Here is a 25,260-nt window from a genome sequence, read left to right as displayed (position 1 = left end):
CAAGCATATGACTCTTCATCATAAGTTGTCAAAGATCGGTAGAGAAGAGGCTTCTCAGATGAATGTTATAGTTGAGAAACTAATGTGTGAATTACAAAACCTGGTTATTGAAGATGGAGTAGTATTAAGCTTGAAGCAAGTTTGATACATTGTTATTTGATAAAATTAATCAATTTAAAAATAAAGATTATGCAAACTGATGAAATTAAAATCCTGGAGACTATTAAGAGATTAACTTCTAGCTGTCTCAGTACTTTGAAGGCAACAGAGGACAAACGCAATATTCACACTGCTGAAATAAAAGTATACGATTACTACGAACTTGCCTCGGTTATTAGAAACTTATTGAAATTATGTATTGTTGCTTTGGATCATGACGGGGCTGAAATTCCCATTACAATTGAAAACCGTTCAATTGATGTGGGGCTTATACTTGGAATTGCCTTGCAATTATTTCCAATTGATGAATTTGAACTGTTAAATGAAATCAGCATATTATTTGCTGTAGATCATGATTTAAAAAACGAAATATAGAGCTTTTCTTGTCAGATTATTTAATATTTTGCCTAATCTCCAACTTTTGCGTATGATCCAGATCTACGTTTTGATCCATGCTTTATTGAATTAATCTATTGCGAAAGCTTATTGTGCTTGACTTTAGCGCAAAAAAAATACCACTTACATTTCGTAAGTGGTATTTAATAAGCTCCCCCTCTTGGGCTCGAACCAAGGACCCTCTGATTAACAGTCAGATGCTCTAACCAACTGAGCTAAGGAGGAATCACCTTAAAGGTAAATATGTTTGCTAAAAAAAGTTGCTCCCCCTCTTGGGCTCGAACCAAGGACCCTCTGATTAACAGTCAGATGCTCTAACCAACTGAGCTAAGGAGGAAGTTGTTGCTCTTTTTAGCGAGTGCAAATATAGTCGATTTTTTAATTTACCAAAAATATTTTAACTCTTTTTTTAATTATTTTTTTTACTTGACAATCGCTTTGTAAATATCGTTTCCGTTAGCAAATAAAAGCAGTGCTATAAGTAGAACGAAACCAACCATTTGGGCGTTTTCAAGGAATTTATCGCTTGGTTTTTTACCACTAATTATTTCGTACAATAAAAACATCACATGACCACCATCAAGGGCCGGAATTGGCAATAAATTCATAACTCCAAGCATAATTGACAATAAAGCGGTGATTGACCAGAATGCTTCCCAGCTCCAGGTGTTTGGAAAAATGTTGAAAATAGCCGCAAATCCACCCACTTCTTTATAAGCTTCTGTTTTTGGATTGAAGATTGTTTTAAGCTGATTTCCGTACTCAACTAATCCGTTGGCACCAGTTTTAATTCCAATCGGAATTGACTCCGCAAAACTAAATTTTTGACGGTTGATCTTGTAAAGATTCAATTTCTCCAGATTAGAATACGGTAATCTTTGAGCATAATATACTCCGGATTTTGATTTGTTATTGAATTTTAGCGTACTCTGAACAACCTTATCTCCTCTTTTTACTGTTACAGCAATAGTTTTTCCACTAAAATTTTTAAACTGAGAAGCCACTTCATCAGCATATTTTACCGGAACTCCATTGATGTGCGTTAGTATGTCTCCAGTTTTTACAGCTTTAGCATTTGGATAGTTTTCCTCAAATCCTGCAACTACAAAAGGAATTCTCATCTCTACTAAAGAACGCTTAACTCCGGAGTTACTAATCTTATTAATAATGTTAATAGGAAACTTAATTGTCTTGATTTCGTTGTTTCTCTCTACAGTAACTTCGCTAGCCATGAACAGGTTTTTAGCGATATCATCGTAACGATCCATTTTTTTACCGTTAATAGCAATGATTTTATCACCTGTTTTAATCCCCGCATTTTCAATTGCAGGATTGGTTACCCAAACACCATCTTTCAAATCGGCATTAGCTACATAAGTATCACCGTAAACAAAAGCCATTCCTATATATATAATAAAAGCCAATATAAAGTTTACTGTAACACCACCTAACATAATGATCAGACGTTGCCAGGCCGGTTTAGAACGGAATTCCCACGGTTGAGGTGGAAGCGCCATTTGTTCTTTGTCCATACTTTCGTCGATCATTCCTGAGATTTTTACATAACCTCCCAATGGCAACCAACCAATTCCGTATTCTGTTTCGCCAATTTTCTTTTTTAGAAGCGAATATTTAACATCAAAAAACAAGTAAAATTTTTCGACTCTGGTTTTAAATAATTTAGCGGGAATAAAATGCCCTAATTCGTGAAGAATAATAAGTAAAGATAAACTCAATAGAAATTGAGAGAGTTTGATAACTATATCCATTTTGTATTTTTAGTTCGTAATTTAACGCACAAAAGTAACGTTTCTATTTTAATTTGATAGCGCAATATAAGACATAAGGTTTTAAATGTTTGTTAATTAATAAACATTTAGATTTCTCCTTTTATTAAGATGCTGTAACTTTACTTTTTTATATGCTATCGTACCTAATTGGTAGCCTAAAACCATTAAAAGTTACACTATATGGCTTCATTATTATTTTCTCCACTTACTATAAAAAAAATTACATTAAAAAATAGAATCGTTATTTCGCCAATGTGTCAATATTCAGCAGTTGACGGATTCGCAAACGACTGGCATTTGGTTCATTTAGGAAGCCGTGCCAGCGGAGGCGTGGGTTTGATAATTCAGGAAGCCACAGCTGTTTCTCCCGAAGCCAGAATTTCTCCTGCGGATTTGGGAATCTGGAAAGACGAACACATTCAGAAATTAAAAACAATCAATCAATTTATAGTTTCTCAAAATTCAATTCCGGGAATTCAGTTGGCGCATGCCGGCCGAAAAGCAAGTGTTTCTGCTCCTTGGGAAGGCAATAAAAAATTAGATTTCGCTCAGGGCGGATGGCAGACGGTTTCTTCAAGCGCTATTCCGTATCATGATGACGAACCGTTTCTTCCGGAAGCTTTAGATAAGGACGGAATACAAAAAGTGATTTCTGATTTCAAATCAGCAACCAAAAGAGCAGTTGAAGCGGGTTATCAGGTTGTAGAAATTCATGGCGCGCATGGTTATTTGCTGCATCAGTTTCTTTCTCCTTTAACTAATAACAGAACCGATGCCTACGGAGGAAGTTTTGAAAACAGAATCCGTTTTACTTTAGAAATTGCAGAAGCTGTTCAATCCGAATGGCCTTCGGATTTACCTTTATTTGTTAGAATCTCAGCAACAGACTGGGCAGAAGGTGGATGGAGTCCGGAAGAATCAGTAAAACTTTCTGAAATCTTAAAAGAAAAAGGAGTAGATTTAATAGATGTTTCGTCTGGTGGATTGGTTTCACAGCAGCAAATTCCGTTACATCCCAACTATCAGGTTCCGTTTGCAGAAAAAATCAAAAAAGAAGCCAATATTTTAACAGGAGCGGTTGGTTTAATAACACATGCAGTGCAAGCCGAAGAAATTCTAAATAACAATCAAGCGGATTTAGTTTTATTCGCCCGAGAATCACTTAGAAATCCTAACTTGCCGTTAGATTTCGCGAGAGATTTAAACGACGATATTCAATGGCCAAAGCAATACGAACGCGCTAAAATAAAATAATTATTAGCCACGAATTCACGAATTATTTTTTAGTGAATATATAATTCGTGGCGGAAAAAAAACACAAAATGCAAAAAATAAGAACAGCACTATTATCATACGGAATGTCGGGGAAAGTTTTTCACGCTCCATTTTTAGACATTCATCCAGGATTTGAATTATTAGGTTCCTGGGAAAGAAGCAAAAACCTGATTCAGGAAGATTATCCCTATGTAAAAAGTTATCCTTCAATTGATGATTTATTAGTAGATGATGTCGATTTGGTAATCGTAAACACACCTGTTGGAACCCATTATGAATATGCTAAAAAAGTGCTTTTAGCCGGAAAACATGCTGTGGTCGAAAAAGCTTTTACAACTACAGTTGCCGAAGCCGAAGAATTAGCATCAATTGCCAAAGATAAAGGATTAAAACTAGCCGTGTTCCAAAACAGAAGATGGGACAGTGATTTTAAAACAATCCAGAAAGTAATTAAAGATGGTGTCTTGGGAGATTTGGTCGAAGCCGAATTCCATTTTGACCGATACAATCCAATATTAAGCCCAAAAGCGCATAAAGAAACAGCCAATGACGGAGCAGGAATCCTGAAAGATTTGGGGCCGCATTTAATCGATCAGGCAGTTTGTTTGTTTGGTTCGCCAAAATCGGTTTTTGGAGACATTCGCTATACCAGAGAAAATTCTTTAGTAGACGACTGGATCGATTTGGTGTTGATTTATGACAATTTGAGGGTGAGGCTAAAAGCCGGGTTTTTTGTGAGAGAAGCCAATCCTGCCTATACGATTCACGGTAAAAAAGGTTCTTTCTTAAAACCGCGCGGTGATGTTCAGGAAGATGAATTAAAACTCGGTAAAAAACCAAATTTAGAATCTTGGGGAACGGAATCGGAAGCTTTACAAGGGCTTTTACATACAGAAATCAATGGAGAAGTAGTCCATGAAAAAATACCAACCCTTCAGGGAAATTATTTTTCCTTTTTTGATGGCGTTTATGATTCCATCGCAAACAACAAAACAGAACCCGTTACCGCACAAGATGGTGTAAAAGTAATGCAGATTATTGAAGCTGCTATTGCAAGTAACGCACAGCAGAAAGTAATTAATTTGTAAATAAAATTAGCCCACGAATTTGACAGGTCAAACAGATTAACGCAGATTTTTGTTTGCCACGAATTACACTAATTTTCTCATTTTGAGGGTAAGATAATTCGTGGAAATTCGTGGCAATTTTTTTTATTGCCAAAGACTATATGTAATCTGCGTTAATCTGTTTGACCTGTCAAATCCGGGGACAATCACAAAGAATTTATAAACATATAACGTTATAAATTTAGGAACTGGTAGTCTTCGCTACTGTGTAAAGTACATTTTTTGTATTTTTATAGTAGCAAATAAAAAATCCATCATTTTGATCAACTTCAATCCATTATCACTTTTCCAAACTAAGGGGAAAATCAAGAAAGTCTATAGAGAAGCTAAAGCTTCTTATTTAAACCGAATTCGTTTTGCTGTGGGAATGTTTTATTTCGGAATGGGGTTAAGTTTTGCAACCTGGGCAAGCCGAATTCCGGACATAAAAACCGCTTTGCATTTAACCGAAGGTGATTTGGGTTCTATACTTTTTGCCTTGCCAATGGGACAATTGGTCATTATGCCTTTTTCTGGGAAAATGGTAACCAAATTCGGGAGTCATCGCATTTTAGTTTTCTCCTTAATAATGTATGTTTTGTGTCTGGCCAATTTAGGTCTGGCAACCACAGCCTTTCAATTGTCTGTAGGTTTATTTTTGTTTGGATTGTTTGGAAATTTAGCCAACATTGCTGTAAACACACAAGGCGTTTATACCGAAGTACTTTTTAAAAAAACAATCATGTCCTCTTTTCACGGCATGTGGAGTTTCGCCGGATTCACGGGCGCGTTGGTCGGCTTGGGAATGTTAGCTTTAAATCTATCGCCATTGCACCATTTTATGATTGTTGGTGCTATTGTAATGGTGATGGTTGCTTTTAATTTTAAATTTTTGGTCAGAGCCAAAGAGAAAATCAAACATAAAACCTCCGAAGGGAAAAAGTTATTTGTAAAACCCGACAGCACTTTAATCTGGCTTGGCGTAATTGGTTTTTGCAGTATGGCCAGCGAAGGCGTAATGTTTGACTGGAGTGGGGTTTACTTTAAAGATATTGTACAAGCTCCCGGGCCATTGGTGATTTTAGGATATACTTCGTTTATGATCATGATGGCCAGCGGACGATTTTTAGGAGATGGCTTGATCAATAAATTTGGGCGCGAACGTGTCATGCAAATTAGTGGTGTAATGATTTCTGCCGGACTTTTTACAGCTGTTTTTCTTCCTTATATTATTCCGTGTACGATTGCTTTTATGGCTGTTGGTCTTGGTGTTGCCACTATTGTTCCGACAGTTTACAGTATGGCCGGAAAAAACCCAACTGTTCCACCAGGAGAAGCTTTAACGATAGTTTCAAGTGTTAGTTTCCTCGGATTCTTAATGGGACCTCCAGTAATTGGACATATTGCTCAAAATTTCGGACTTCAATTTTCGTTTGCCTTTATCGGAATTTTTGGGGTTTTGATTGCTTTTATGGTTTCTAAAATTAGAGTTGCCCAATAAAAATTCTTTCAATTCTTTTTAAAAACAGATATTGATTTACAAGAAATAACCTATAAATATAATTTTTTGTTAATATTTGAATTTTAAAAATTTTGTCTCAACAGGTTTTAAATTAACCAAAACCAGTTTATTCTTTGAATTAGAATTAAATATTTTGTTAGCTCAAATTGTTTTAATTTAAAAATTAGTATTCAAAAAGTAAATTGTCTTTATGAGAAAAAATTACCTGCTGTTTTTTATTTTTCTGCCTTTTATTCAAAATTTTGCTCAAGAAGTAACAACTTTTTTCGGGTTTGTCATCAATGCCAACATGATTTGAAAACGGATTTGCCCTTAAATTCTTTAGAAGTTTTGTTTTAAAAAATTTTGACGGCTCAAATAGTGCCAAAGCGAAATGGACAAAACTGACTGCAAAACTCCCTTCTTTGTCCACACCGGTAAGCACATTTATAAGTTCAGGCGCAATTGATTTAACTGCTTATTCAGGAAACATTTATATTGCATTTAAATACATTGCTTCAGGAAAAGATAAAACATTAAACGGCGCTTTTATGGTTGATGACATTAAAAATTTTGGCAAAAAGCAGGTTTTATTTTTTTTGATAGTAATTTAAAGTATTGGTTTTTTGGAGAATAATTTAATAGTGTATTTTTTTTTGAGATTTAAACTGTTAAAATTTGATGGAATTTTGTATTTTGGTCATCCCAAATACAAATTAAAATTATGAGAACCTACTTGATCGCCATCCTGATGATGGTACTTCCATGCTTAGTGCATAGCCAGGACAACACTGCACCTGTCCGTTTAAAGCAAATCAATATTGTAAAAACAAACTATCAGAACTCTACAGATGGTGAGATTATCAATAAAACTGTAGTGTTTAAAGATGGTAAAATACAAACCATTACCACTTCAGATGTTGTACAGCATTTCTTCTACAACAAAGCAGGATTGTTGGATATGACTGTAAAAGACAAAGTGGGAAGCGACTGGAAAGAGGTTGTAAACTACACTTATGATGCAGACAACAACATTACGAAATTTGTAAAAAAATATCAGGAAGGCCCTGATTATATTACAAAAGTGGTGTCTTTTGGATATGAAGGAGCAAGGATAAAAGTGACAACTAAAAAAAGTACGAACCATCAAAATTTAGTTGATGACATTGAATATATTGTTGAAAACGGTATTATTGTAAGACGTACTTCACGTGACAGAAACAAAGCTATTATTGGTAAAATTGAATATGTTTATACTAATGATAATGTAATAAAACACAGAGGTTTGGTAGGAGATAAAATCTCTAAAACTTATACTTTTGACGATAAAAAATCAGTAGATCAACTTATTGTTCAGAGTTTGTTTGGGGATAACTACAAAGTAATTGTGCCGATGATCTCGTATCATGAAGAGGAGTTTAGCTTTGAAGCAATATCTTATAATAACGAATTGAATTTTAGTCCGTCATCTAGTGCTTTGGTTGCTGTAAGCAGAAAGTATAAATACAACAAATTGAACTTTCCAATTTTCTGTACTCAGATCGAGGAGAACGGAATTGTAAAAACGGAAAAAACATTTATTTACGAATAAAAAACTGTATCTTCAGTGGGATGAAACCATTTAGAGTAATTTCTAAATGGTTTTGTTTTTTAAAAAAAGCAACAATCTCTTAAATAGAACTTAAAAAGAATATTCTATAAGGGTTAGTGTGCTACAAATCATTAAATTTGCACCTTATTCAAAGCTATGTTAGAAAAAGAAGTTATAAATTTTGAGAGAACAGCCATTGTTGGTATTGTGACTCAAAATCAAAGTGAGGAAAAACTTAACGAATATCTTGACGAATTAGAGTTTTTGACTTTTACCGCTGGTGGTGAAGTGATCAAACGTTTTTCGCAAAAAATGGAACGCCCGAATCCGAAGACTTTTATGGGAACGGGGAAAATTGAAGAAATCAATCTTTTTGTAAAAGAAAACGACATATCGACTTTAATTTTTGATGATGAATTGTCGCCTTCACAGCAAAAAAATATCTCTAAAATTATTGATTGTAAAATCTTAGACAGAACCAATTTGATTCTGGATATTTTTGCGCAAAGAGCCGAAAGCTCTTATGCAAGAACTCAGGTTGAATTGGCGCAGTGTATTTATTTATTACCTCGACTATCTGGTTTATGGACACACCTTGAGCGTCAGAAAGGGGGTATTGGTATGCGTGGACCGGGGGAGACGGAGATTGAAACGGATAGACGTATTGTTCGTGACCGAATTTCGTTACTGAAAGAAAAAATCAAAACCATTGATAAACAAATGGGTGTTCAGCGTAGTAATCGTGGTGCGATGGTACGTGTGGCGCTGGTAGGGTATACCAATGTTGGAAAATCGACTTTGATGAATGCGGTTGGTAAAAGTGACGTTTTTGTTGAGAATAAATTGTTTGCAACGCTGGATACAACAGTTAGAAAAGTGGTGATCAAAAACTTACCATTTTTGCTTTCTGACACCGTAGGTTTTATTAGAAAACTGCCAACGCAATTGGTAGATTCTTTTAAAAGTACGCTTGATGAGGTTCGCGAAGCTGATTTGTTATTGCATATTGTAGATATTTCGCATCCTGATTTTGAAGATCATATTGCATCTGTAAATCAGACGTTACAGGATATTAAGGCACATGAAAAACCAGTAATCATGGTTTTCAATAAAATTGATGCCTACAAACATCTAACGATTGATGAAGATGATTTAATGACGGAGAAAACGCCAAGGCATTATACGCTTGACGAATGGAAATCAACCTGGATGCATCGTTTGGGAGAAGAAAATGCATTGTTCATTTCGGCTACCAATAAACAAAACTTTGAGGAATTTAGAGAAAGGGTTTACGAAGCAGTTCGTCAAATTCATATTACCAGATTTCCTTATAATAAATTCTTGTATCCGGATTATAAAGATGCAATCGAGAAGGAAGAAGAACAGGATGAGGAATAATAAAAACTTTTACCACAAAGGGCACAAAGATTTTTATATTCAGGTATCATAACACAAAGTTCGCAAAGCTAAATCAACATGTAGCTTTGCGAACTTTTTTATTTAGTAAGTTTTTCAAAAAAAACTTTACGCTCTTTGCTGTAAAATGGACAGATTAGAATCCGAAATTAACACCTAAACCAAAAACTTCTCTGGTTTGAAAACCCTGATAAGCATTGTCATCATAAATAGCCTGGAAAGAAAAATTGGCTGATAAATATTTGTTTACTTTCATGATGATATTCAACGAGTAATCAATATCTACATTTTGAGGATCTTCCAGATAATTAGAGTAAAGATTTAAAGTGTTTTCTGCCGTTACGTTGGTCATAATCGCTAGCTTGTAGTAAACCGAAGCGTAGAAACCTAATTCGTAACGCATACTTTTGCCTTCGTCGACACCAAAATAGGTTCCGTCAACATAAGGTAAACCAGTATTTTGGTCGATTCCTGAAGTATAGGCATTGTCTACAAAAGTAAATTTTGAAGTTAAGGGTGCGAAGTTAATTTTAAGATTGGCATCTTTAGTCCAATAAATACCAGGACCTGTAGTTAGATAGCCCGGAGACATAAATTTGGTGTTTTCTGTTCTGATTTCTTTTCCGTTTGCATCCTGGCCATAAACATAACCAGTTGTAAATTGGGTTCTGAAATTTAGAAAGTAAGAGTAATACCACTGACCAAAAGCTTTTTTACCAACAATTGAATTCAGTTCAAAGCGGTCATCTGTCTTTTTTTCGAAATCGGCGTTTTTAGTTTGCAATAATCCGTAGGAAGCTAATACTTTGTTATCCCAGGTTATGTCATCTTTTTTGTAATTGAAATCATAGTTGATTCCCAAAGTTCCGGAAAAGCTATCTTCTCCACCTGCAATCCAGTTATTAAAACTCGATTGATTTAATAAAAGTGAAACCGTCCCTTTTGTCTTCCAACCTTCTCCTTCAATAGTGTCGTTAATTTTTTTTACTGCTTTTTCAGTATTCTGAATTAACTCTTTTTCGGTATTTTGGGCTTGTACAAAAGTGAAATTTACTAAAACGAAAAGTAATAACGCTAGCTTTCTCATAGTTTTTAGTTTAGAAGTGTATTAACAAATATACTAAAAACCGTCAAAAGGTTTAGGGTTTATTGCTTGTAAAAGAAAGTTATTTCTTAGTTTCTTTGTACAGCGGAACTGCTGAACAAGCCTCTCCGTACATAATACTTCTGGCAAAAGGCTGCAGATATGTAGTAGCTAAAATATACGCACGCATTGGAACTGGCTTTTTTGAACAGCCCTTTACGATGACAGGTTTGTTTTTGTATGCTGAATAATCAATGTTTTTTAAGATTTCCTCATATAAACTGCCATCTAAATCTTCGATAGTTCCATTCACAACTTTCTTGGCATAAGGAGCCAGATGAACACTTACTAAAATTAATGCCCAAGCCGGAACAATTGCATCTGTACTGCAATTTACAGCAACATATTGATCTTGATATTGCGACCAATCGTGATTTTTTAAGTGCTCTCTAAAGTCTTTTTCGCGCAACAAAAAACCTTCTAAAAGCCATTGCGAAATGTCAATTTGCACACGTATTCCCTTTGGATAATAATCTTCCAAATCAAATACTTCCAGTACACTATTAGCAACTTTATTGATGATTTCTTCCATAATTTTATAGTAAACAGTGATCAGTTTTTAGTGATCAGCCTGTAACTGAACACTTTTTTTAAAGCATTCCTAATTCTAATTTTGCTTCCTCGCTCATTAAATCTTTACTCCAGGGCGGATCAAAAGTAATTTCAACGTCGACATCTTTAATGTATTCGATTGTTTTTACTTTCTCTTCCACTTCTCTTGGTAAACTTTCTGCCACCGGGCAGTTTGGAGACGTTAATGTCATTAAGATTTTTACTTCGTAATCTGTATTTACCATTACGTCATAAATCAATCCTAATTCGTAAATATCTACAGGAATCTCCGGATCGTAAATGCCTTTTAAAACTTTTACGATTGATTCTCCTAATTCGTTTGTGTCAATTTCTTGTTCCATTTTTTATTTGCTATGTGATTTTAAATCAATAGTATATTCTACATTGATTATTTTTTGAACTCCAAGGTCTGTATTTGAGAATAAAATGTAAGGTGTTATTTTACTATTATATTCGTCATTTAATTCTACGGAATCTGTGTAAATTCTATTATTTGTTTTATAAATATATTTCCCGTTTAAAGAATTGTTTGCCGTAAACTTGATTTCTTTCACGCTTTCATCAAATGTTTCTTCATATGCCGAAGCAGAAGACAGATATTTAATTTTCTTCTTGTTATAATCTATTTTTAAAGAGTAACTGTGTTTTTTAAATTTGGTATTTAAAATTTCTGCGAATGAGTTGTTTAAATAGTCTATATCTAACTTGATTACAAATTTTGTATAGTTTTTGACCGGATCGTATGATCCTTCAATACTATGTGATGTATGTGATAGTAAAACCGTAAGTTTCTTTAAATCATTTCTAGAGAACTCTTTTAAGGCAATAAATCCTATTGATGGTTGATTATTCTCAATAAGTTCATATTTTAAATTAGGAAAATTTGCTTCTAAATATTGTTTGCTGGCATATAATCCTTTTTTATCCAGAACACAGTTTGGTCTTTGTTCATATTTAAAATTAATTGCCGGTGTTGCTTTTTCTTTATTTTGAGAAAAAACAAAGTTGACTGCTATTAAAAATAATAAACAAAGATTAATTTTCATATTTAGTTATTCTTAGCATTAAAAGCCAAAGCGTACATTTTGATGTTTTTAATCATCGAAACCAAACCGTTTGCGCGGGTTGCTGATAAATGTTCTTTTAAGCCAATTTCGTCAATAAATTGCGTGTCGGCATTTATGATGTCTTCTGCTTTTTGATTCGAGAATGCGCGGATTAAAATTGCGATTATTCCCTTCGTTAAAATCGCATCACTATCTGCAGTAAAGACAATTTTGTCATCTTTTTGTTCACCATGTAACCAAACCTTAGATTGACATCCTTTGATTAAATTCTCGTCAGTTTTATACTCTTCATTAATTATCGGAAGACTTTTCCCTAATTCGATGATATACTCGTAACGTTGCATCCAATCATCGAACATTGAGAATTCGTCTATTATTTCGTTTTGTATCTCTTTAATTGTCATAATTATTCTTTAGCAAAATCAACTAGCAAATTTACCAATTTTTCTATTTCCTGTGGAGGAAAACCATTGTCAAAACCTGTAGTTTCGTAGGTCTTTTGATTTTGAGTTATTTTTAAATTTCCAATTGCGGCGCCATCATAAAATCGTTTTTCAGTTGGTGCTTTTAAGGTTGGAATGCTTTCTAATTTAATTTTTGAAAACTCTGTTACAATCTGTTTCCATTTTGTATCGGTGATTTTCTTTTCTATCGGTTGTGTATCTCTGCCATTGGTAATCGAAACTGTTTTATTCTGCACAACGATCTTTTTGTAGACTCCTCTCGAAACCGCAGAATATTCCATTTGTGTTGTTGTCATATCAGCAAGTTTTTGGCTTGAACAGCCTGTTCCGAAGAAAATTGTCAGGAGTAATAAAGATAGTATTCTCATAAAATGTGTTTTTTAGCTTAACATGGTTTTTGCTTTTTTTACCGCTTCAACCATCGCATCAATTTCTTCTTTAGTATTGTAAAAAGAGAAAGAAGCACGAATAGTTCCCGGAATACAGAAGAAATTCATGATGGGTTGTGCGCAATGGTGACCAGTACGAACAGCAATTCCTAATTTATCGATAATTGAACCAACATCATAAGGATGGATTCCATCAATATTAAACGAAACCACAGAAGCTTTATTTTTTCCGGTTCCGTAAATTTTCAGGCCTTCAATTTCTAATAAGCGTTTTGTAGCATGGTCTAATAATTCGTTTTCGTATTGTTGAATATTCTCAAAACCAATATTGTTTAAATAATCAATTGCAGTTCCTAAAACAATTCCGCCAGCAATATTTGGAGTTCCGGCTTCGAATTTATGAGGAAGATCAGCATAAGTCGTTTTCTCGAAAGTAACCTCTTTGATCATCTCGCCACCACCCTGGTAAGGAGGAAGCTTGTTTAACCACTCTTCTTTTCCGTATAGAATTCCGGTTCCGGTTGGGCCACACATTTTATGACCTGAAAAAGCATAAAAATCGCAATCTAATTCCTGAACGTTCGGTTTTAAATGCGGAACCGCTTGTGCGCCATCAATCATAACGGCCGCTCCAACAGCATGTGCCTTATCAATAATATATTTAATAGGATTGATGATTCCCAATGCGTTCGAAATATGATTTACGGTAACGACTTTGGTTTTTTCTGATAACAAAGCATCAAAAGCTTCCATAATCAATTCGCCGTCTTCGTTCATCGGAATCACTTTTAAAGTTGCTCCCGTTTTTTCGCATAACATTTGCCAGGGCACAATATTACTGTGGTGCTCTAAAGAAGAAACAATTACTTCGTCGCCAGGCTTTAGAACCGCAGCAAAACCGTTAGTTACTAAATTGATTCCGTGTGTTGTTCCTGAAGTAAAAAGTACTTCGTGAGCAAATTTTGCATTAATATGTTGTTGCACTTTGCCACGAGAAACCTCGTAAGCATCAGTAGCTAATTGACTTAATGTGTGAACACCTCTATGAATATTGGCGTTTATTTCCTGATAGTATTTCACTTCAGCATCTATCACAATTTGCGGTTTTTGTGAAGTTGCACCGTTGTCGAAATATACCAATGGTTTTCCGTTTACTTTTTGTGAAAGTATCGGAAATTCAGCTCTTATTTTTTGGATATCTAGCATGTCTTATTTAGAAAAATTCTATCTACAAAAGTACTAAAACTAAATTTGTTTCTACGGCAATTCGATAATTTCCTTTTATAGTGCCATCAATTGCAGGCTTAAATGTTGAATCTGTAAAATTAGATTTGATTTTCTAAATTATATGAAATGGAAATCTAAATTCGATCATAATATCGTGATCATAAATTAATTATATTGCATTAAAAATAGCTGACATCATTATGAAAAAATTTCTCAAAGCGCTTCTTCTTGTTTTAGTTCTGGCATTTTTGTATTTCGGATTTACAACTTATCCCAAACTTGATCTGATTTCCGGTTTCTCGGCCAAAAGTGTCGCTTCTGGCCATTTTATGGATAATCGACCGTTAGACCTGATCCAGAAAACGGACAATGATATCGATATGATTGATTTGGCTAAAAATTCTATAGATGAAGCAGGTAAGTTTGCAACGGCTTCGGTTTATGGTTTAAAAGAAAGAAAAGCTATTTATCGCGAAGGTTTAGGAGCAACTTTGATCAATGAAGATTTTGATGTTTCGAAACCGTATTTGCTTCCAAAAAGAACAAAATTAGTCAACAATCTTCCTTTTCCTTATGGGAATAATGAACCAAAAGATACTACGTTTTCAAATGTTGATTATGCAAAATTGAAAGGTGCTGTTGATAATTCATTTGATAAAAATGGAGGAAAGAAAAAGAGAACCCGTGCCGTTGTGGTTTTGTATAAAGATAAATTGATAGCCGAAGAATACGATACTGGCTTTAATAAAGATAGCAAAATTTTAGGCTGGTCGATGACAAAAAGTATCACAAGTTCTGCTTTTGGTGTTTTGGCCAAACAAGGAAAAATTGATATTTATAAACCAGCTCCAATTGCCCAATGGCAAAATGATGATCGTAAGATTATCACGATTAATGATTTGCTTCATATGAATTCTGGTTTAGAATGGGAAGAGAATTACAGTAGGATTTGCGATGCAACCAAAATGCTTTTTCAGGCAGAAGATATGGGGAAAGTGCAAATGGATAAACCAGCACAGTTTAAACCCAACACGCATTGGAATTACTCGTCCGGAACAACCAATTTATTATCCCGAATTTTAAGAAGCCAATTCAAAACACAACAAGAATATCTTGATTTTTGGTACAGCGCCGTAATTGACAAAATCGGAATGAATTCGATGATAGTCGAACAAGATATGTCAGGAACTTTTGTGGGCTCCTCTTACGGATGGGCAACGCCAAGAGACTGGTCAAAATTTGGATTATTATACCTTCATAAAGGAAATTGGAACGGAGAACAAATCTTAGAGGAAAGCTGGGTAAAATATACTGCAACCCCAACAAATACTTCTGAAGGAAAATATGGAGCACAGTTTTGGTTAAACGCCGGAGGAAAATTCCCGGATGTGCCGCGCGATATGTTTTATTGCAGTGGTTACCAAGGACAAATGGTAGCGATTATTCCGTCTTTAGATATGGTAATTGTGAGAATGGGAGTGAAGGAAGAAGAACCTGGATTTGATTTTAATGTGTTTCTGAAAGGGATAATTGAGAGTGTGAAGAAATAGAGTGATATTTTTCTAATTGTATAGATTGCTATAATAATTTATATATTAGCGTTTTAAAAAGCTATTTTTTATACTTCTGGATTAGAAAATAATATATCAAAATTTGAAAATATAAATAGAATGCAGGAGTTGAAAATTATAAGTATTGATGGGGTTCTCGAAGGAGGAAGTTCTAAACCATTATTAATAACAGCGATTGACGAAGATAAGGTTGTATCACAGTATGTAATGAAGGTTTTTAAAAAAGACTACATCGAGCAAAATTATACTGTTGCAAAAGAAATTTTTATAAGTGAATTATGTAAAGAGTTTAATTTAGAATCTCCAGAATATGCTTTAATTAAAATTGATCATTCTTTGTTGGTTGATTTTTATGATAAAGATTTTTTAGATAAAATTGATGATGGGTACAAATTTTGCGGTAAATATCATGGACAGTATTTAATTTTTAATCCTTTAGTATCTTTGTCATTTATAAAAGATTATGATATTGAAAATCTGTTTGCATTTGATAATATAATTATTAATACTGATAGAGGTGGATATCGAGATAAGCCTAACTTGTTAATTAATGACTCTAACATTTTGCTTATTGATCATGAATTAACAATTCCGTTTATAAATAATTCAAGTGAAGACCCTAATTTTTTTAATTACCTAAGAAATTATCAGTATCAAAGGCATATTTTGACAAGACACCTGAAGGAACTAAAAAATAAAAATAATCTATTTGCTGAGTTTTTTGAATTGTTAAAAGCAGTAAATGTTAATAGATTTAATTTTATCTTTGATGAATTAGACCGTTTTGATGTGAAATATGGTGAAAAAGATAAAATATTTGCGTATCTTAATTGGATAAAAAATAATAGTACATTCATTAGCAACCATTTAATAGGGATAATAAAATGAAAAATGATTTCTATAAATACTGCATACTTAAATATAAACATAATGTTTTTCTCGAGGAAAGCATAAATATTGGTATTCTTGTGTTTTTTAGTAATAATTCGAAATTTTCGTTTACTTACTCTAAAAATTTAAGCAGAATAAAATATATTTATGATAATGTGCCTGAAAAAACTATTAAAGAATATTTAAAACGGATAGAACTCCAAATTAAAAGATTTTCTCATATTGAGAATGATATTTTTCATTCATTAGAAGTAAATGATTTAAGAAATTTTATTTCTAAAAATTTGTTGGCAATAGATTCAAGTTCTCTTCAATTCTCAGAATGCAAACATAATTTGCAATATGATTTTCACAATGAATTTATAGAAGAAGTTCTCATAAAGAAATTTTTAATAGATGACATCAAACATTTTAGTAATCAACCTAAAGAGCCTAAATTATTACAAAAGTATTTTTCTAATTTAAAAGGTTTAGATTTTGAAAGAATTAATCGAAATGAGAAAAAATTTTATATCGATTATCAATTAAAAAATGAAACAGGTAGTGTTTTTACTTTTGATTATGCCTGGCAGAATGGAAGTTTAAATCTTGTAAAGCCAATAAGTTTTGATCTAAAAGAACCTAAAAGTATTGCGGAGAAAGCGTATAAAAATCTGGGACAATTTATAGATTTAGAGGAAAATGCAAAAAATCAAAATTTGAGGTTTGATCTTATATTAGGAAAACCAAGTTCAAAATCATTATTTAAAGAATATGATCATGCAGTTAAGCTTTTGGAAAAAATTAAATTTTCGAAACTAATTGAAGAAGATGAAATTGTTGAATATGCAACTAAAACGTCATATGAAATTACTAAAGACTTATAGAAGTTTATTAGAAGAAATAATTCAGTAAATAAAAACCCCGATCAAATTTGATCGGGGTTTTTATTTATTGAATTTTCTACAAATCAAATCCTAAATTCACGCCCAATTTCATGGCAATGATTTTAGTAATACGTTGTTTTAATTCTGGTATTTTGATGCTTTCGATAACGGCATTTGAGAATGCGTACATCAATAAAGCTTTTGCTTCTTTTTTAGGAATACCACGAGATTGCATGTAGAACATTGCTGTTTCATCTAATTGTCCAACAGTACAACCGTGAGAACATTTTACGTCATCAGCAAAAATTTCTAATTGTGGTTTTGCGTTGATAGTTGCTTTGTCACTCAATAAAATATTGTTGCTTTTTTGAAAAGCGTTTGTTTTTTGAGCTTCTTTTTCTACCAAAACTTTTCCGTTGAAAACTCCAGTTGAGCGATCAGAGAAAATTCCTTTATAATCCTGGAAACTCTCGCAATTTGGCGTTGCGTGGTTTACCAAAGTATAATGATCAACGTGTTGTTTTTCTCCAATAATGGTAATTCCGTTTAGTGTACTTGTCAATCTTTCTCCAAAATGATAAAAGTTCAAATTGTTACGAGTCAGATTTCCTCCAAACGAGAACGTATGTACATAAACATGACTTTCTTGTTGTTGCGAAACGTAAGTGTTGTCAATTAAATTCGCTTCAAGATTGTCATTTTGAATTTTGTAGTGATCTACAATGGCACGTTTTTGCGCGAAAATCTCTGTAACCGAATTAGTTAAAACCGGATTTTCATTCAAACTTTGGTGACGCTCGATAATTTGAACATGTGAATTTTCACCCACAATAATCAAATTTCTTGGCTGAACCAATAAAGCAGATTCATTTCCTGTTGAGAAATACATGATTTCAATAGGTTTGTCAGCCACTTTCTTTTGTGGAATATTGATAAAAGCGCCTTCACTTGCAAAAGCAGTATTCAACGAAGTTAAACTTTCGTCTTTGCTTGCTACCTTGTTGAAGTAGGTATCAATAATCATTTTATATTTTGGTTTGGTCAATGCCGAAGACATCAAACAAACATCGATTCCGTCATGCGTAGTAGAAGACAAATGAGAACTAAAAACGCCATCAATAAATACTAATTTATAAGTATCAATTTCATGTAAAAAGTATTTTTTTACCTGATTAAATTCGATTGCATTTTCTTCTTTTGGAAAAACCGTAAAGTCATTTTTTAAGATGGCGTTTAACGATGTATATTTCCAAGCTTCTTCTTTTTTGGTTGGGAAACCTTTATTTTCGAAGTTTTTTAAGGCATTTGTGCGAATGTCATGCAAATCTGAATGTACATCAACACGCTCTTCAAAAGCCATAAAAGACGATACTAATTTTTCTTTTAAATCCATTTTCGTAGTTGTAAGTTATAAGTTATGAGTTATGAGTTTTTGCAAACTGTAAACTGTAACTGTAAACTAGTTTTCTGCTTTAATCCAGTCGTATCCTTTTTCTTCCAATTCGTAAGCCAATTCTTTTCCGCCTGATTTCACGATTCTTCCGTTGTACAAAACGTGAACGAAATCTGGCACGATATAATCTAGCAAACGTTGGTAGTGTGTGATCACGATAATTGCGTTTTTCTCGCTTTTCAATTTGTTAACTCCGTTAGCCACAATTCTTAAAGCATCGATGTCAAGACCAGAATCGGTTTCGTCAAGGATTGCTAATTTTGGTTCTAACATTGCCATTTGAAAAATCTCGTTTCTTTTTTTCTCTCCTCCTGAAAAACCTTCGTTTAAAGAGCGAGATAAAAATTTACGATCGATTTCTAATAATTCCGATTTCTCACGAATTACTTTTAGCATTTCGTTAGCCGACATTTCTTCCTGACCGTTTGCTTTACGAGTTTCGTTGATGGCAGTTTTCATGAAGTTCGTTACACTTACTCCAGGAATTTCTACAGGATATTGAAACGAAAGGAAAACTCCTTTGTGTGCTCTTTCTTCAGGAGCAAGATCAGCAAGATCTTCTCCGTCAAGGAAAACTTCTCCGTCAGTCACTTCGTAGTTTTCGTTTCCGGCAATAACAGCCGAAAGTGTACTTTTCCCGGAACCGTTTGGTCCCATGATAGCGTGTACTTCGCCAGCTTTAACTTCTATATTAATTCCTTTAAGGATTTCTTTATCACCAATTCCGGCGTGAAGGTTTTTTATTGATAACATTGTTTTTTTATTTTTATATAAATGTCAATTCTATTTTTGTTGTTTGGTTTAGGATATTGGCATTAAAATGCGCGTGTCCTAAATATTCCATGCCTAAATAATCGGCTGTTTTTTTGAACGGAATGTAAAAACTCTCTTCAATTTCGTTGTCGTGTGAATTTGATATCACACCAATTTTCTTCCCTCTAAGCTTTCGTCCGGTTTCTTTTTCAATTCGGATTAAATCCGAAAAACGATCAAAGAAAACCTTCATAATTCCGCTCATATTATACCAATATATAGGCGTTGCAAAAATTAAAGTGTCGTACTCTTCGAGTATTCTTCTTATTAAAGGCAGAAAATCATCTTCTCTGTTTTTGCTTTCGTAATCATAATGAGAAATATTATAATCACTTAAGTCAATCACATCAATTCCCGATTCTTTTGCAATTTCATCGACAATTTTTGTTGTGTTTCCGTTTTTTCTGGCTGAACCTAAAATGATGACTTTTTTGCTTTCCATCTTTCAATTATCCAACAGATCCTTCTAAAGAAATCTCTAATAATTTTTGAGCTTCAACAGCAAATTCCATTGGTAACTTGTTCAATACATCTTTACTGAAACCGTTTACTATTAAGGCAATCGCTTTTTCAGTCGGAATACCTCTTTGGTTACAATAAAATACCTGATCTTCTCCAATTTTACTTGTAGTTGCTTCGTGCTCGATTTTAGCCGATGGATTTTTACTTTCGATGTAAGGGAAAGTATGCGCTCCACAATTGTTACCCATTAAAAGAGAATCACATTGTGAAAAGTTTCTTGCATTCTCAGCTCTTGGGCTAATTTGCACTAATCCACGGTAACTGTTTTGTGATTTACCAGCCGAAATACCTTTAGAAATAATAGTCGATTTAGTGTTTTTACCTAAATGGATCATTTTAGTTCCGGTATCTGCCTGTTGGTAATTATTGGTAACGGCAATAGAATAAAATTCTCCTACCGAATTATCTCCTTTTAATACACAAGAAGGATATTTCCAGGTTACAGCAGAACCTGTTTCAACTTGTGTCCATGAAATTTTAGCGTTTGTTTCGCATAAACCTCTTTTGGTTACGAAGTTGTAAACCCCACCTTTTCCTTCTTTGTTTCCTGGGAACCAGTTTTGAACGGTAGAATATTTAATTTCTGCATCATCCAAAGCGATTAATTCAACCACCGCAGCGTGCAATTGATTTTCGTCACGACTTGGAGCAGTACAGCCTTCAAGGTAGGATACGTAACTTCCTTCATCGGCAATAACAAGGGTTCTTTCGAATTGTCCTGTTCCTGCCTGATTGATTCTGAAATATGTTGAAAGTTCCATTGGGCAACGAACGCCTTTTGGAATATAACAGAAACTTCCGTCAGAGAAAACTGCTGAGTTTAATGCTGCGTAGAAGTTGTCTTTTTGAGGTACAACAGTTCCCAGGTATTTTTTTACCAATTCAGGATGTTCTTTGATAGCTTCAGAAATCGGGCAGAAAATAATTCCTTTTTCTCCTAGTGTTTTTTTGAAAGTAGTTGCAACAGAAACAGAATCGACCACAATATCCATAGCGACATTGTTCATCATTTTTTGTTCGTCAACAGAGATTCCTAACTTTTTGTACATTTCTAAAAGTTCCGGATCTACATCATCCAAAGTTTTGTTTGGATCAACTTGTTTTGGAGCTGAATAATAAGAAATGGCTTGGAAATCTGGTTTTTGATAATGAACATTTGCCCATTCCGGCTCAATCATTTCTTTCCAGGCACGAAAAGCCTCGATGCGCCATTCGGTCATCCATTCTGGCTCTTCTTTTTTAAGAGAAATAGCTCTTACGATATCTTCGTTTAAGCCAATAGGGAACGTTTCCGATTCGATATCGGTGTAAAACCCGTATTCGTATTCTTTAGTTTCGAGTTCGATTTTTAAATCGTCTTCTGTGTATTTGCTCATTTTTGATGTAAAGATTTAAAGAGGTAATTTTCAAAAATTTCAAAGAATTACTCTTTATTAGTCTTGTTATTCTTTATTAATTTATAGTGAGAATGATTCTCCACAACCACAAGTTCTGCTTGCATTTGGATTATTGAATACAAATCCTTTTCCGTTTAGCCCTCCAGAAAATTCTAAAGTTGTTCCTGCTAAATATAGAAATGATTTTTTCTCCACTGCAATTGTTATGTCGTTGTCTACAAATATTTTATCGTCTTCGCCTTTGGTTTTGTCAAATTTTAAATCGTATGACAAACCAGAGCATCCGCCACTTTTCACACCTACACGTACGTAGTCATGTGCGGCATCAAAACCATCATCACTCATCAAATCGATGATTTTCTTTTTGGCTGTATCTGAAACTTTTATCATTGTATATGGTATTTGTTTTTTCTTTCATTTTTAATCTGCAATTAAAATAGTAATGAAATTATTACATTTTTAAAGTGCTGTGTTTCAATGTTCAAATGAAATTGTCTGCAAAGATACGACTTAAAAACCTTTTTCCATAACGGTTCACATTATTATAACAAATGTTAAAATAGATAGAAGTTATTTTGTTTTAGAAAAATCTGTTTTACGATAAACAAAATTCACTTTTTTTAGAATTTCAATTGAAAGTTTTTTAATTTGATAATAATTTGGGATATAAGTTAAAAATACCGTATTTATACTTGTTTTAACTAATCGAATTGTGGTATTTTTGCACAAAATTATGGGTAATTATGAAAAAACATTACAAAAATGGGTGGATAAAAGCACTTTTTGCAGTATTATTTGTTTTTGGATTAGGTGCTACATTTTATATTTTTAGCAATGAATCTAATCCTGAATCATCTTTAATTATAAAGAAGGAAAAACAGGACATTAGCAAATTTAGCGAACAAGAACTTGCACAAAAGGACATATTAGATTCTTTAAATATTTTAAAATTGGCGTACGATGTCGCTATTTTAGAAAAAACAGCTTTGTCGCAACAATTAGAATTAGAAAGAAAGAATATCCAAAATTTGATGGAAATAATACAGGCATCAAAAAATCCTTCAACAGATCAAATTATACTTTATCGTAAACAATTCGCTGACTTACGACAGTCATTAAATTCAAGTGTTTTAGAAGTTAAAAAATTAAAATCCCAGAATAAAAATCTATTGTCTGAAATTGAGGATCAGAATGTGGTAATGTACCAACAAAAGGCTGAAAATGACACTTTAATTTCTAAACAAAAAAAGTTAGAATCGACCTTAAAAGACGCCTCAAAATTAGCAATGAATAATTTTAAGGTAGTTGCACTTCGGGAGAAAAAGTCTGGAGTAGAACTGGAAACTGATAAAGCTAAGAATGCTCAAAAACTTAAAGTGAGTTTTACCATCAATGGAAATTCGATTGCAAAAACCGGAAAAAGAATTTTTTACATTCAGGTTCTGGATCAAAAGAACAAGGTTTTGGGGGAAGATAAATTAATCGAATTCGGAAACGACAAAGCTTTGGTTTATAGTTTTATTGTAGCTGTAGATTTTCAGGGAAAACCTGCCAATGTTTATGGGGTTTTGAATTCTGATGATGGTCATTTTCCAAAAGGAACTTATTTTGTCAACTTCTTCGACAAACAGGAAATTTTTGGAAGTACTTCTATTACGCTGGAATAAGCCCTGTTTTTTTGAGGGAAGTTTTAAGTAGAAATTTCTAGTATAAGGAAATTGGATTTCCTAGATTTGTTCTATCAGAAATTTACTCTCATGAAACTTTACCCAATAGAATCCGGAAATTTTAAATTAGATGGCGGTGCTATGTTTGGTGTTGTTCCTAAAACAATCTGGAACAAAACCAATCCCGCAGACGCAAACAATTTAATTGATATTGCAGCGCGCTGTTTGCTTATTGAAGATCAAAATCGCCTGATTTTGATTGATACCGGAATGGGCGACAAACAATCAGAGAAATTTTTTGGTTATTATTCCCTTTGGGGATCACATTCGATTGATAAATCATTGGCAAAATACGGTTTTCACCGAGATGATATTACCGATGTTTTTATGACGCATTTGCACTTTGACCATTGCGGAGGAAGTGTACAATGGAACGCTGATAAAACCGGATATGAACCGGCATTTAAAAATGCGAAATATTGGACGAATGAAAATCATTGGGAATGGGCAACCAAACCAAACCCTAGAGAAAAAGCTTCTTTTCTATCAGAGAATATTTTACCAATGCAGGAAAGCGGGCAACTTAATTTTATAAAACGACCTGAGGCTGATTTTGGTTTTTCTGAAGAAATGAATTTTGGAATTTACTACGTTGACGGTCATACTGAAAAGCAAATGATTCCTCATATTCAATATAAGGATAAAACAATTGTTTTTTGTGCTGATTTATTGGCTACAGCAGGACATATTCCGCTACCTTATGTAATGGGTTATGATACAAGACCTTTATTGACCATGCCTGAAAAAGCAAAACTATTGAATGCAGCAGCAGATCAGAATTATTATTTATTTCTGGAGCACGATGCTCATAACCAAATCATAACAGTCGAACATACTGAAAAAGGAGTTCGATTAAAAGAGGTATTAACCTGCGAAGATATTTTTTAATCTAATTTCCATCCAAACGTTGTCTGGAACACATAATCGTCTTTAGGAGCATCGTTTTTTGGCTTGTTATCATAATTATAAACAAACGAAAGTTTAATAAAGAAATCGAGAGGTAGATCGTATTTGGTATCCAGATTAAAATCAGTACGCACCCTTTTATTTTCTGTTAGACTTGGAAAAACGGTTACCTTTGATTGAATGCTGAAATCACCAAGATCATAGAGATTAAAATCGGTTCCTAGAAAAAGTTCCAAACTTTTATTGGCATCGCTTACACCTGTATAACGCTCATGATTGAAGGACAATCCGGAGGCAACTCCCCAGTATTTTTTATTGTCATGCAGGATGTATTTTCCGTAACCAGCTTTTGAAATAATACGTAGGGCAATATCTTGTTCTGTGTTAGATAAAGTGGTTATGGATAACGGAATAAAATAATCTTTTGCCAGAAGGTGTACATAACTTAAATCAGTATCAATCCTCCGTATAGGATCGCTATTATCCTGAACCGATTGAATTTGTTTATAGGTTCCGGTGGCAAACCATCTTTTTGCTGTGTAACCCAGGTTTGCGTTTATTGTTAATTGCTGTAAGTTTTCGGCTTTTGTCAATTTTATTCCCACATCAAAACTGGCATCGAGTCGGTCCCAGAAACTATCATTAACGGGTTTTATATATACAATATCGGTTAGACTAACTTCGGTTCTATTTTGGGTTTCGATATCTTTAATTTCACATTTATTAGGAGTTTTGCTTTTTGAAATAGTTCCGTTTAGCAAAGCACCTGAGGACAAGGTTATGATATGAGTCCTTGTTGAAGAAATGTTTTTCACATGTTTCCATTCCAGTTTAAAATCATCTTTGCTGTAATCCGTTTCTATCTGCAATATTCCTTTATTCATTGATTTTATTTCGCCTATTATAACATCATTGTTTTTCAGGACCAAAGTATCTGACTTTTGCGCATAGATTGAAGAGAAGAATTGGATAAAAAACAAGAAGATAATTTTATTCATAAACCGAATTTATTGTAT

26 protein-coding genes and 2 tRNA genes are annotated in these 25,260 nt (G+C 33.6%); 12 read left to right on the top strand and 16 right to left on the bottom strand.

What is annotated here, in order from left to right:
• Positions 1–189: 189 nt before the first annotated feature.
• Positions 190–534 (top strand): hypothetical protein, encoded by a 345-nt coding sequence (locus Q7C23_RS01265; RefSeq protein WP_375030818.1) that lies wholly within the window; start codon positions 190–192, stop codon positions 532–534.
• A 172-nt stretch (positions 535–706) separates the two neighbouring features.
• Here Q7C23_RS01265 and Q7C23_RS01260 read toward each other — a convergent pair.
• From Q7C23_RS01260 to rseP, 3 genes are all read right to left on the bottom strand, one after another.
• Positions 707–780: transfer RNA gene (locus tag Q7C23_RS01260), tRNA-Asn, on the bottom strand.
• Between the two features lie 38 nt (positions 781–818).
• A tRNA-Asn gene (locus tag Q7C23_RS01255) sits at positions 819–892 on the bottom strand.
• 85 nt (positions 893–977) lie between these two features.
• Complete coding sequence (gene rseP / locus Q7C23_RS01250) at positions 978–2,324, bottom strand: RIP metalloprotease RseP (protein ID WP_375030817.1); 1,347 nt, start codon at positions 2,322–2,324, stop codon at positions 978–980.
• A gap of 201 nt (positions 2,325–2,525) precedes the next feature.
• On the opposite strand from rseP, the gene Q7C23_RS01245 reads away from it, so the two are divergent.
• The 6 genes from Q7C23_RS01245 (at position 2,526) to hflX (ending at position 9,216) form a co-directional block, all read left to right on the top strand.
• On the top strand, positions 2,526–3,599 hold the full coding sequence (locus tag Q7C23_RS01245; RefSeq protein ID WP_375030816.1) for an NADH:flavin oxidoreductase/NADH oxidase: 1,074 nt from the start codon (positions 2,526–2,528) through the stop codon (positions 3,597–3,599).
• Between the two features lie 68 nt (positions 3,600–3,667).
• A complete protein-coding gene (locus Q7C23_RS01240; RefSeq protein ID WP_375030815.1) occupies positions 3,668–4,708 on the top strand; it encodes a Gfo/Idh/MocA family oxidoreductase in 1,041 nt (346 codons plus the stop codon).
• A gap of 298 nt (positions 4,709–5,006) precedes the next feature.
• Positions 5,007–6,227 (top strand): MFS transporter, encoded by a 1,221-nt coding sequence (locus Q7C23_RS01235; RefSeq protein ID WP_375030814.1) that lies wholly within the window; start codon positions 5,007–5,009, stop codon positions 6,225–6,227.
• Between the two features lie 425 nt (positions 6,228–6,652).
• Complete coding sequence (locus tag Q7C23_RS01230; RefSeq protein WP_375030813.1) at positions 6,653–6,841, top strand: hypothetical protein; 189 nt, start codon at positions 6,653–6,655, stop codon at positions 6,839–6,841.
• Between the two features lie 110 nt (positions 6,842–6,951).
• The gene (locus Q7C23_RS01225) at positions 6,952–7,818 is read left to right on the top strand and encodes a hypothetical protein (protein ID WP_375030812.1); all 867 of its coding nucleotides are present in this window, start codon (positions 6,952–6,954) and stop codon (positions 7,816–7,818) included.
• A gap of 156 nt (positions 7,819–7,974) precedes the next feature.
• Positions 7,975–9,216: a GTPase HflX gene (hflX, locus tag Q7C23_RS01220; protein ID WP_194656286.1), complete on the top strand. Its 1,242-nt coding sequence runs from the start codon at positions 7,975–7,977 to the stop codon at positions 9,214–9,216.
• A 154-nt stretch (positions 9,217–9,370) separates the two neighbouring features.
• Here hflX and Q7C23_RS01215 read toward each other — a convergent pair whose 3' ends face one another.
• The 7 genes from Q7C23_RS01215 to Q7C23_RS01185 form a co-directional block, all read right to left on the bottom strand.
• The gene (locus Q7C23_RS01215; protein WP_375030811.1) at positions 9,371–10,321 is read right to left on the bottom strand and encodes a DUF3078 domain-containing protein; all 951 of its coding nucleotides are present in this window, start codon (positions 10,319–10,321) and stop codon (positions 9,371–9,373) included.
• A 79-nt stretch (positions 10,322–10,400) separates the two neighbouring features.
• Positions 10,401–10,910, bottom strand: coding sequence for a DUF2480 family protein (locus Q7C23_RS01210; protein ID WP_375030810.1), 510 nt, complete (start codon positions 10,908–10,910; stop codon positions 10,401–10,403).
• A 58-nt stretch (positions 10,911–10,968) separates the two neighbouring features.
• Positions 10,969–11,292 (bottom strand): iron-sulfur cluster assembly protein, encoded by a 324-nt coding sequence (locus Q7C23_RS01205; RefSeq protein WP_073483842.1) that lies wholly within the window; start codon positions 11,290–11,292, stop codon positions 10,969–10,971.
• A gap of 3 nt (positions 11,293–11,295) precedes the next feature.
• Positions 11,296–11,997 carry a hypothetical protein gene (locus Q7C23_RS01200; protein ID WP_375030809.1) on the bottom strand — a complete coding sequence of 234 codons (702 nt, stop codon included), beginning with the start codon at positions 11,995–11,997 and terminating at the stop codon, positions 11,296–11,298.
• Between the two features lie 2 nt (positions 11,998–11,999).
• Positions 12,000–12,422 carry a SufE family protein gene (locus Q7C23_RS01195; RefSeq protein ID WP_375030808.1) on the bottom strand — a complete coding sequence of 141 codons (423 nt, stop codon included), beginning with the start codon at positions 12,420–12,422 and terminating at the stop codon, positions 12,000–12,002.
• A 2-nt stretch (positions 12,423–12,424) separates the two neighbouring features.
• Positions 12,425–12,850 carry a hypothetical protein gene (locus Q7C23_RS01190; RefSeq protein WP_375030807.1) on the bottom strand — a complete coding sequence of 142 codons (426 nt, stop codon included), beginning with the start codon at positions 12,848–12,850 and terminating at the stop codon, positions 12,425–12,427.
• 12 nt (positions 12,851–12,862) lie between these two features.
• Positions 12,863–14,077, bottom strand: a complete 1,215-nt coding sequence (locus Q7C23_RS01185; RefSeq protein ID WP_375030806.1) for an aminotransferase class V-fold PLP-dependent enzyme — start codon at positions 14,075–14,077, stop codon at positions 12,863–12,865.
• 221 nt (positions 14,078–14,298) lie between these two features.
• Here Q7C23_RS01185 and Q7C23_RS01180 point away from each other — a divergent pair, with 221 nt between their 5' ends.
• The 3 genes from Q7C23_RS01180 to Q7C23_RS01170 all read left to right on the top strand — a co-directional run bounded on the left by Q7C23_RS01180 (position 14,299) and on the right by Q7C23_RS01170 (position 17,426).
• Positions 14,299–15,648, top strand: a complete 1,350-nt coding sequence (locus tag Q7C23_RS01180; RefSeq protein ID WP_375030805.1) for a serine hydrolase domain-containing protein — start codon at positions 14,299–14,301, stop codon at positions 15,646–15,648.
• Positions 15,649–15,768: 120 nt separating this feature from the next.
• Entirely contained in the window at positions 15,769–16,557 is a 789-nt protein-coding gene (locus Q7C23_RS01175) for a HipA family kinase (RefSeq protein WP_375030804.1), read from the top strand.
• Complete coding sequence (locus tag Q7C23_RS01170) at positions 16,554–17,426, top strand: DUF3037 domain-containing protein (RefSeq protein WP_375030803.1); 873 nt, start codon at positions 16,554–16,556, stop codon at positions 17,424–17,426. The genes Q7C23_RS01175 and Q7C23_RS01170 overlap by 4 nt, the downstream gene beginning before the upstream one ends.
• Positions 17,427–17,502: 76 nt before the next feature.
• Here the strand turns inward: Q7C23_RS01170 and sufD are convergent, their stop codons facing one another.
• The 5 genes from sufD to Q7C23_RS01145 all read right to left on the bottom strand — a co-directional run bounded on the left by sufD (position 17,503) and on the right by Q7C23_RS01145 (position 22,001).
• Positions 17,503–18,819 (bottom strand): Fe-S cluster assembly protein SufD, encoded by a 1,317-nt coding sequence (gene sufD / locus Q7C23_RS01165; protein WP_375030802.1) that lies wholly within the window; start codon positions 18,817–18,819, stop codon positions 17,503–17,505.
• A gap of 66 nt (positions 18,820–18,885) precedes the next feature.
• Positions 18,886–19,632, bottom strand: a complete 747-nt coding sequence (gene sufC / locus Q7C23_RS01160; RefSeq protein WP_375030801.1) for a Fe-S cluster assembly ATPase SufC — start codon at positions 19,630–19,632, stop codon at positions 18,886–18,888.
• A gap of 13 nt (positions 19,633–19,645) precedes the next feature.
• Complete coding sequence (locus tag Q7C23_RS01155) at positions 19,646–20,134, bottom strand: flavodoxin family protein (RefSeq protein WP_072970166.1); 489 nt, start codon at positions 20,132–20,134, stop codon at positions 19,646–19,648.
• A 7-nt stretch (positions 20,135–20,141) separates the two neighbouring features.
• Positions 20,142–21,590 (bottom strand): Fe-S cluster assembly protein SufB, encoded by a 1,449-nt coding sequence (gene sufB / locus Q7C23_RS01150; protein ID WP_375030800.1) that lies wholly within the window; start codon positions 21,588–21,590, stop codon positions 20,142–20,144.
• 81 nt (positions 21,591–21,671) lie between these two features.
• A complete protein-coding gene (locus tag Q7C23_RS01145; protein WP_375030799.1) occupies positions 21,672–22,001 on the bottom strand; it encodes a HesB/IscA family protein in 330 nt (109 codons plus the stop codon).
• A gap of 353 nt (positions 22,002–22,354) precedes the next feature.
• Between Q7C23_RS01145 and Q7C23_RS01140 the strand changes: the two genes are divergently transcribed.
• Together Q7C23_RS01140 and Q7C23_RS01135 are read left to right on the top strand one after the other, a co-directional pair.
• Entirely contained in the window at positions 22,355–23,278 is a 924-nt protein-coding gene (locus Q7C23_RS01140; protein ID WP_375030798.1) for a hypothetical protein, read from the top strand.
• Between the two features lie 90 nt (positions 23,279–23,368).
• Entirely contained in the window at positions 23,369–24,226 is an 858-nt protein-coding gene (locus Q7C23_RS01135) for an MBL fold metallo-hydrolase (protein ID WP_375030797.1), read from the top strand.
• Here the strand turns inward: Q7C23_RS01135 and Q7C23_RS01130 are convergent.
• A complete protein-coding gene (locus tag Q7C23_RS01130; protein WP_375030796.1) occupies positions 24,223–25,242 on the bottom strand; it encodes a DUF481 domain-containing protein in 1,020 nt (339 codons plus the stop codon). The two genes, Q7C23_RS01135 and Q7C23_RS01130, sit on opposite strands and share 4 nt — an antisense overlap.
• Positions 25,243–25,260 lie beyond the last annotated feature (18 nt).

The organism is Flavobacterium sp. LAR06 (genome assembly GCF_041946075.1).
Lineage (GTDB): Bacteria > Bacteroidota > Bacteroidia > Flavobacteriales > Flavobacteriaceae > Flavobacterium.
This window is presented reverse-complemented; position numbering and strand designations above follow the sequence as displayed.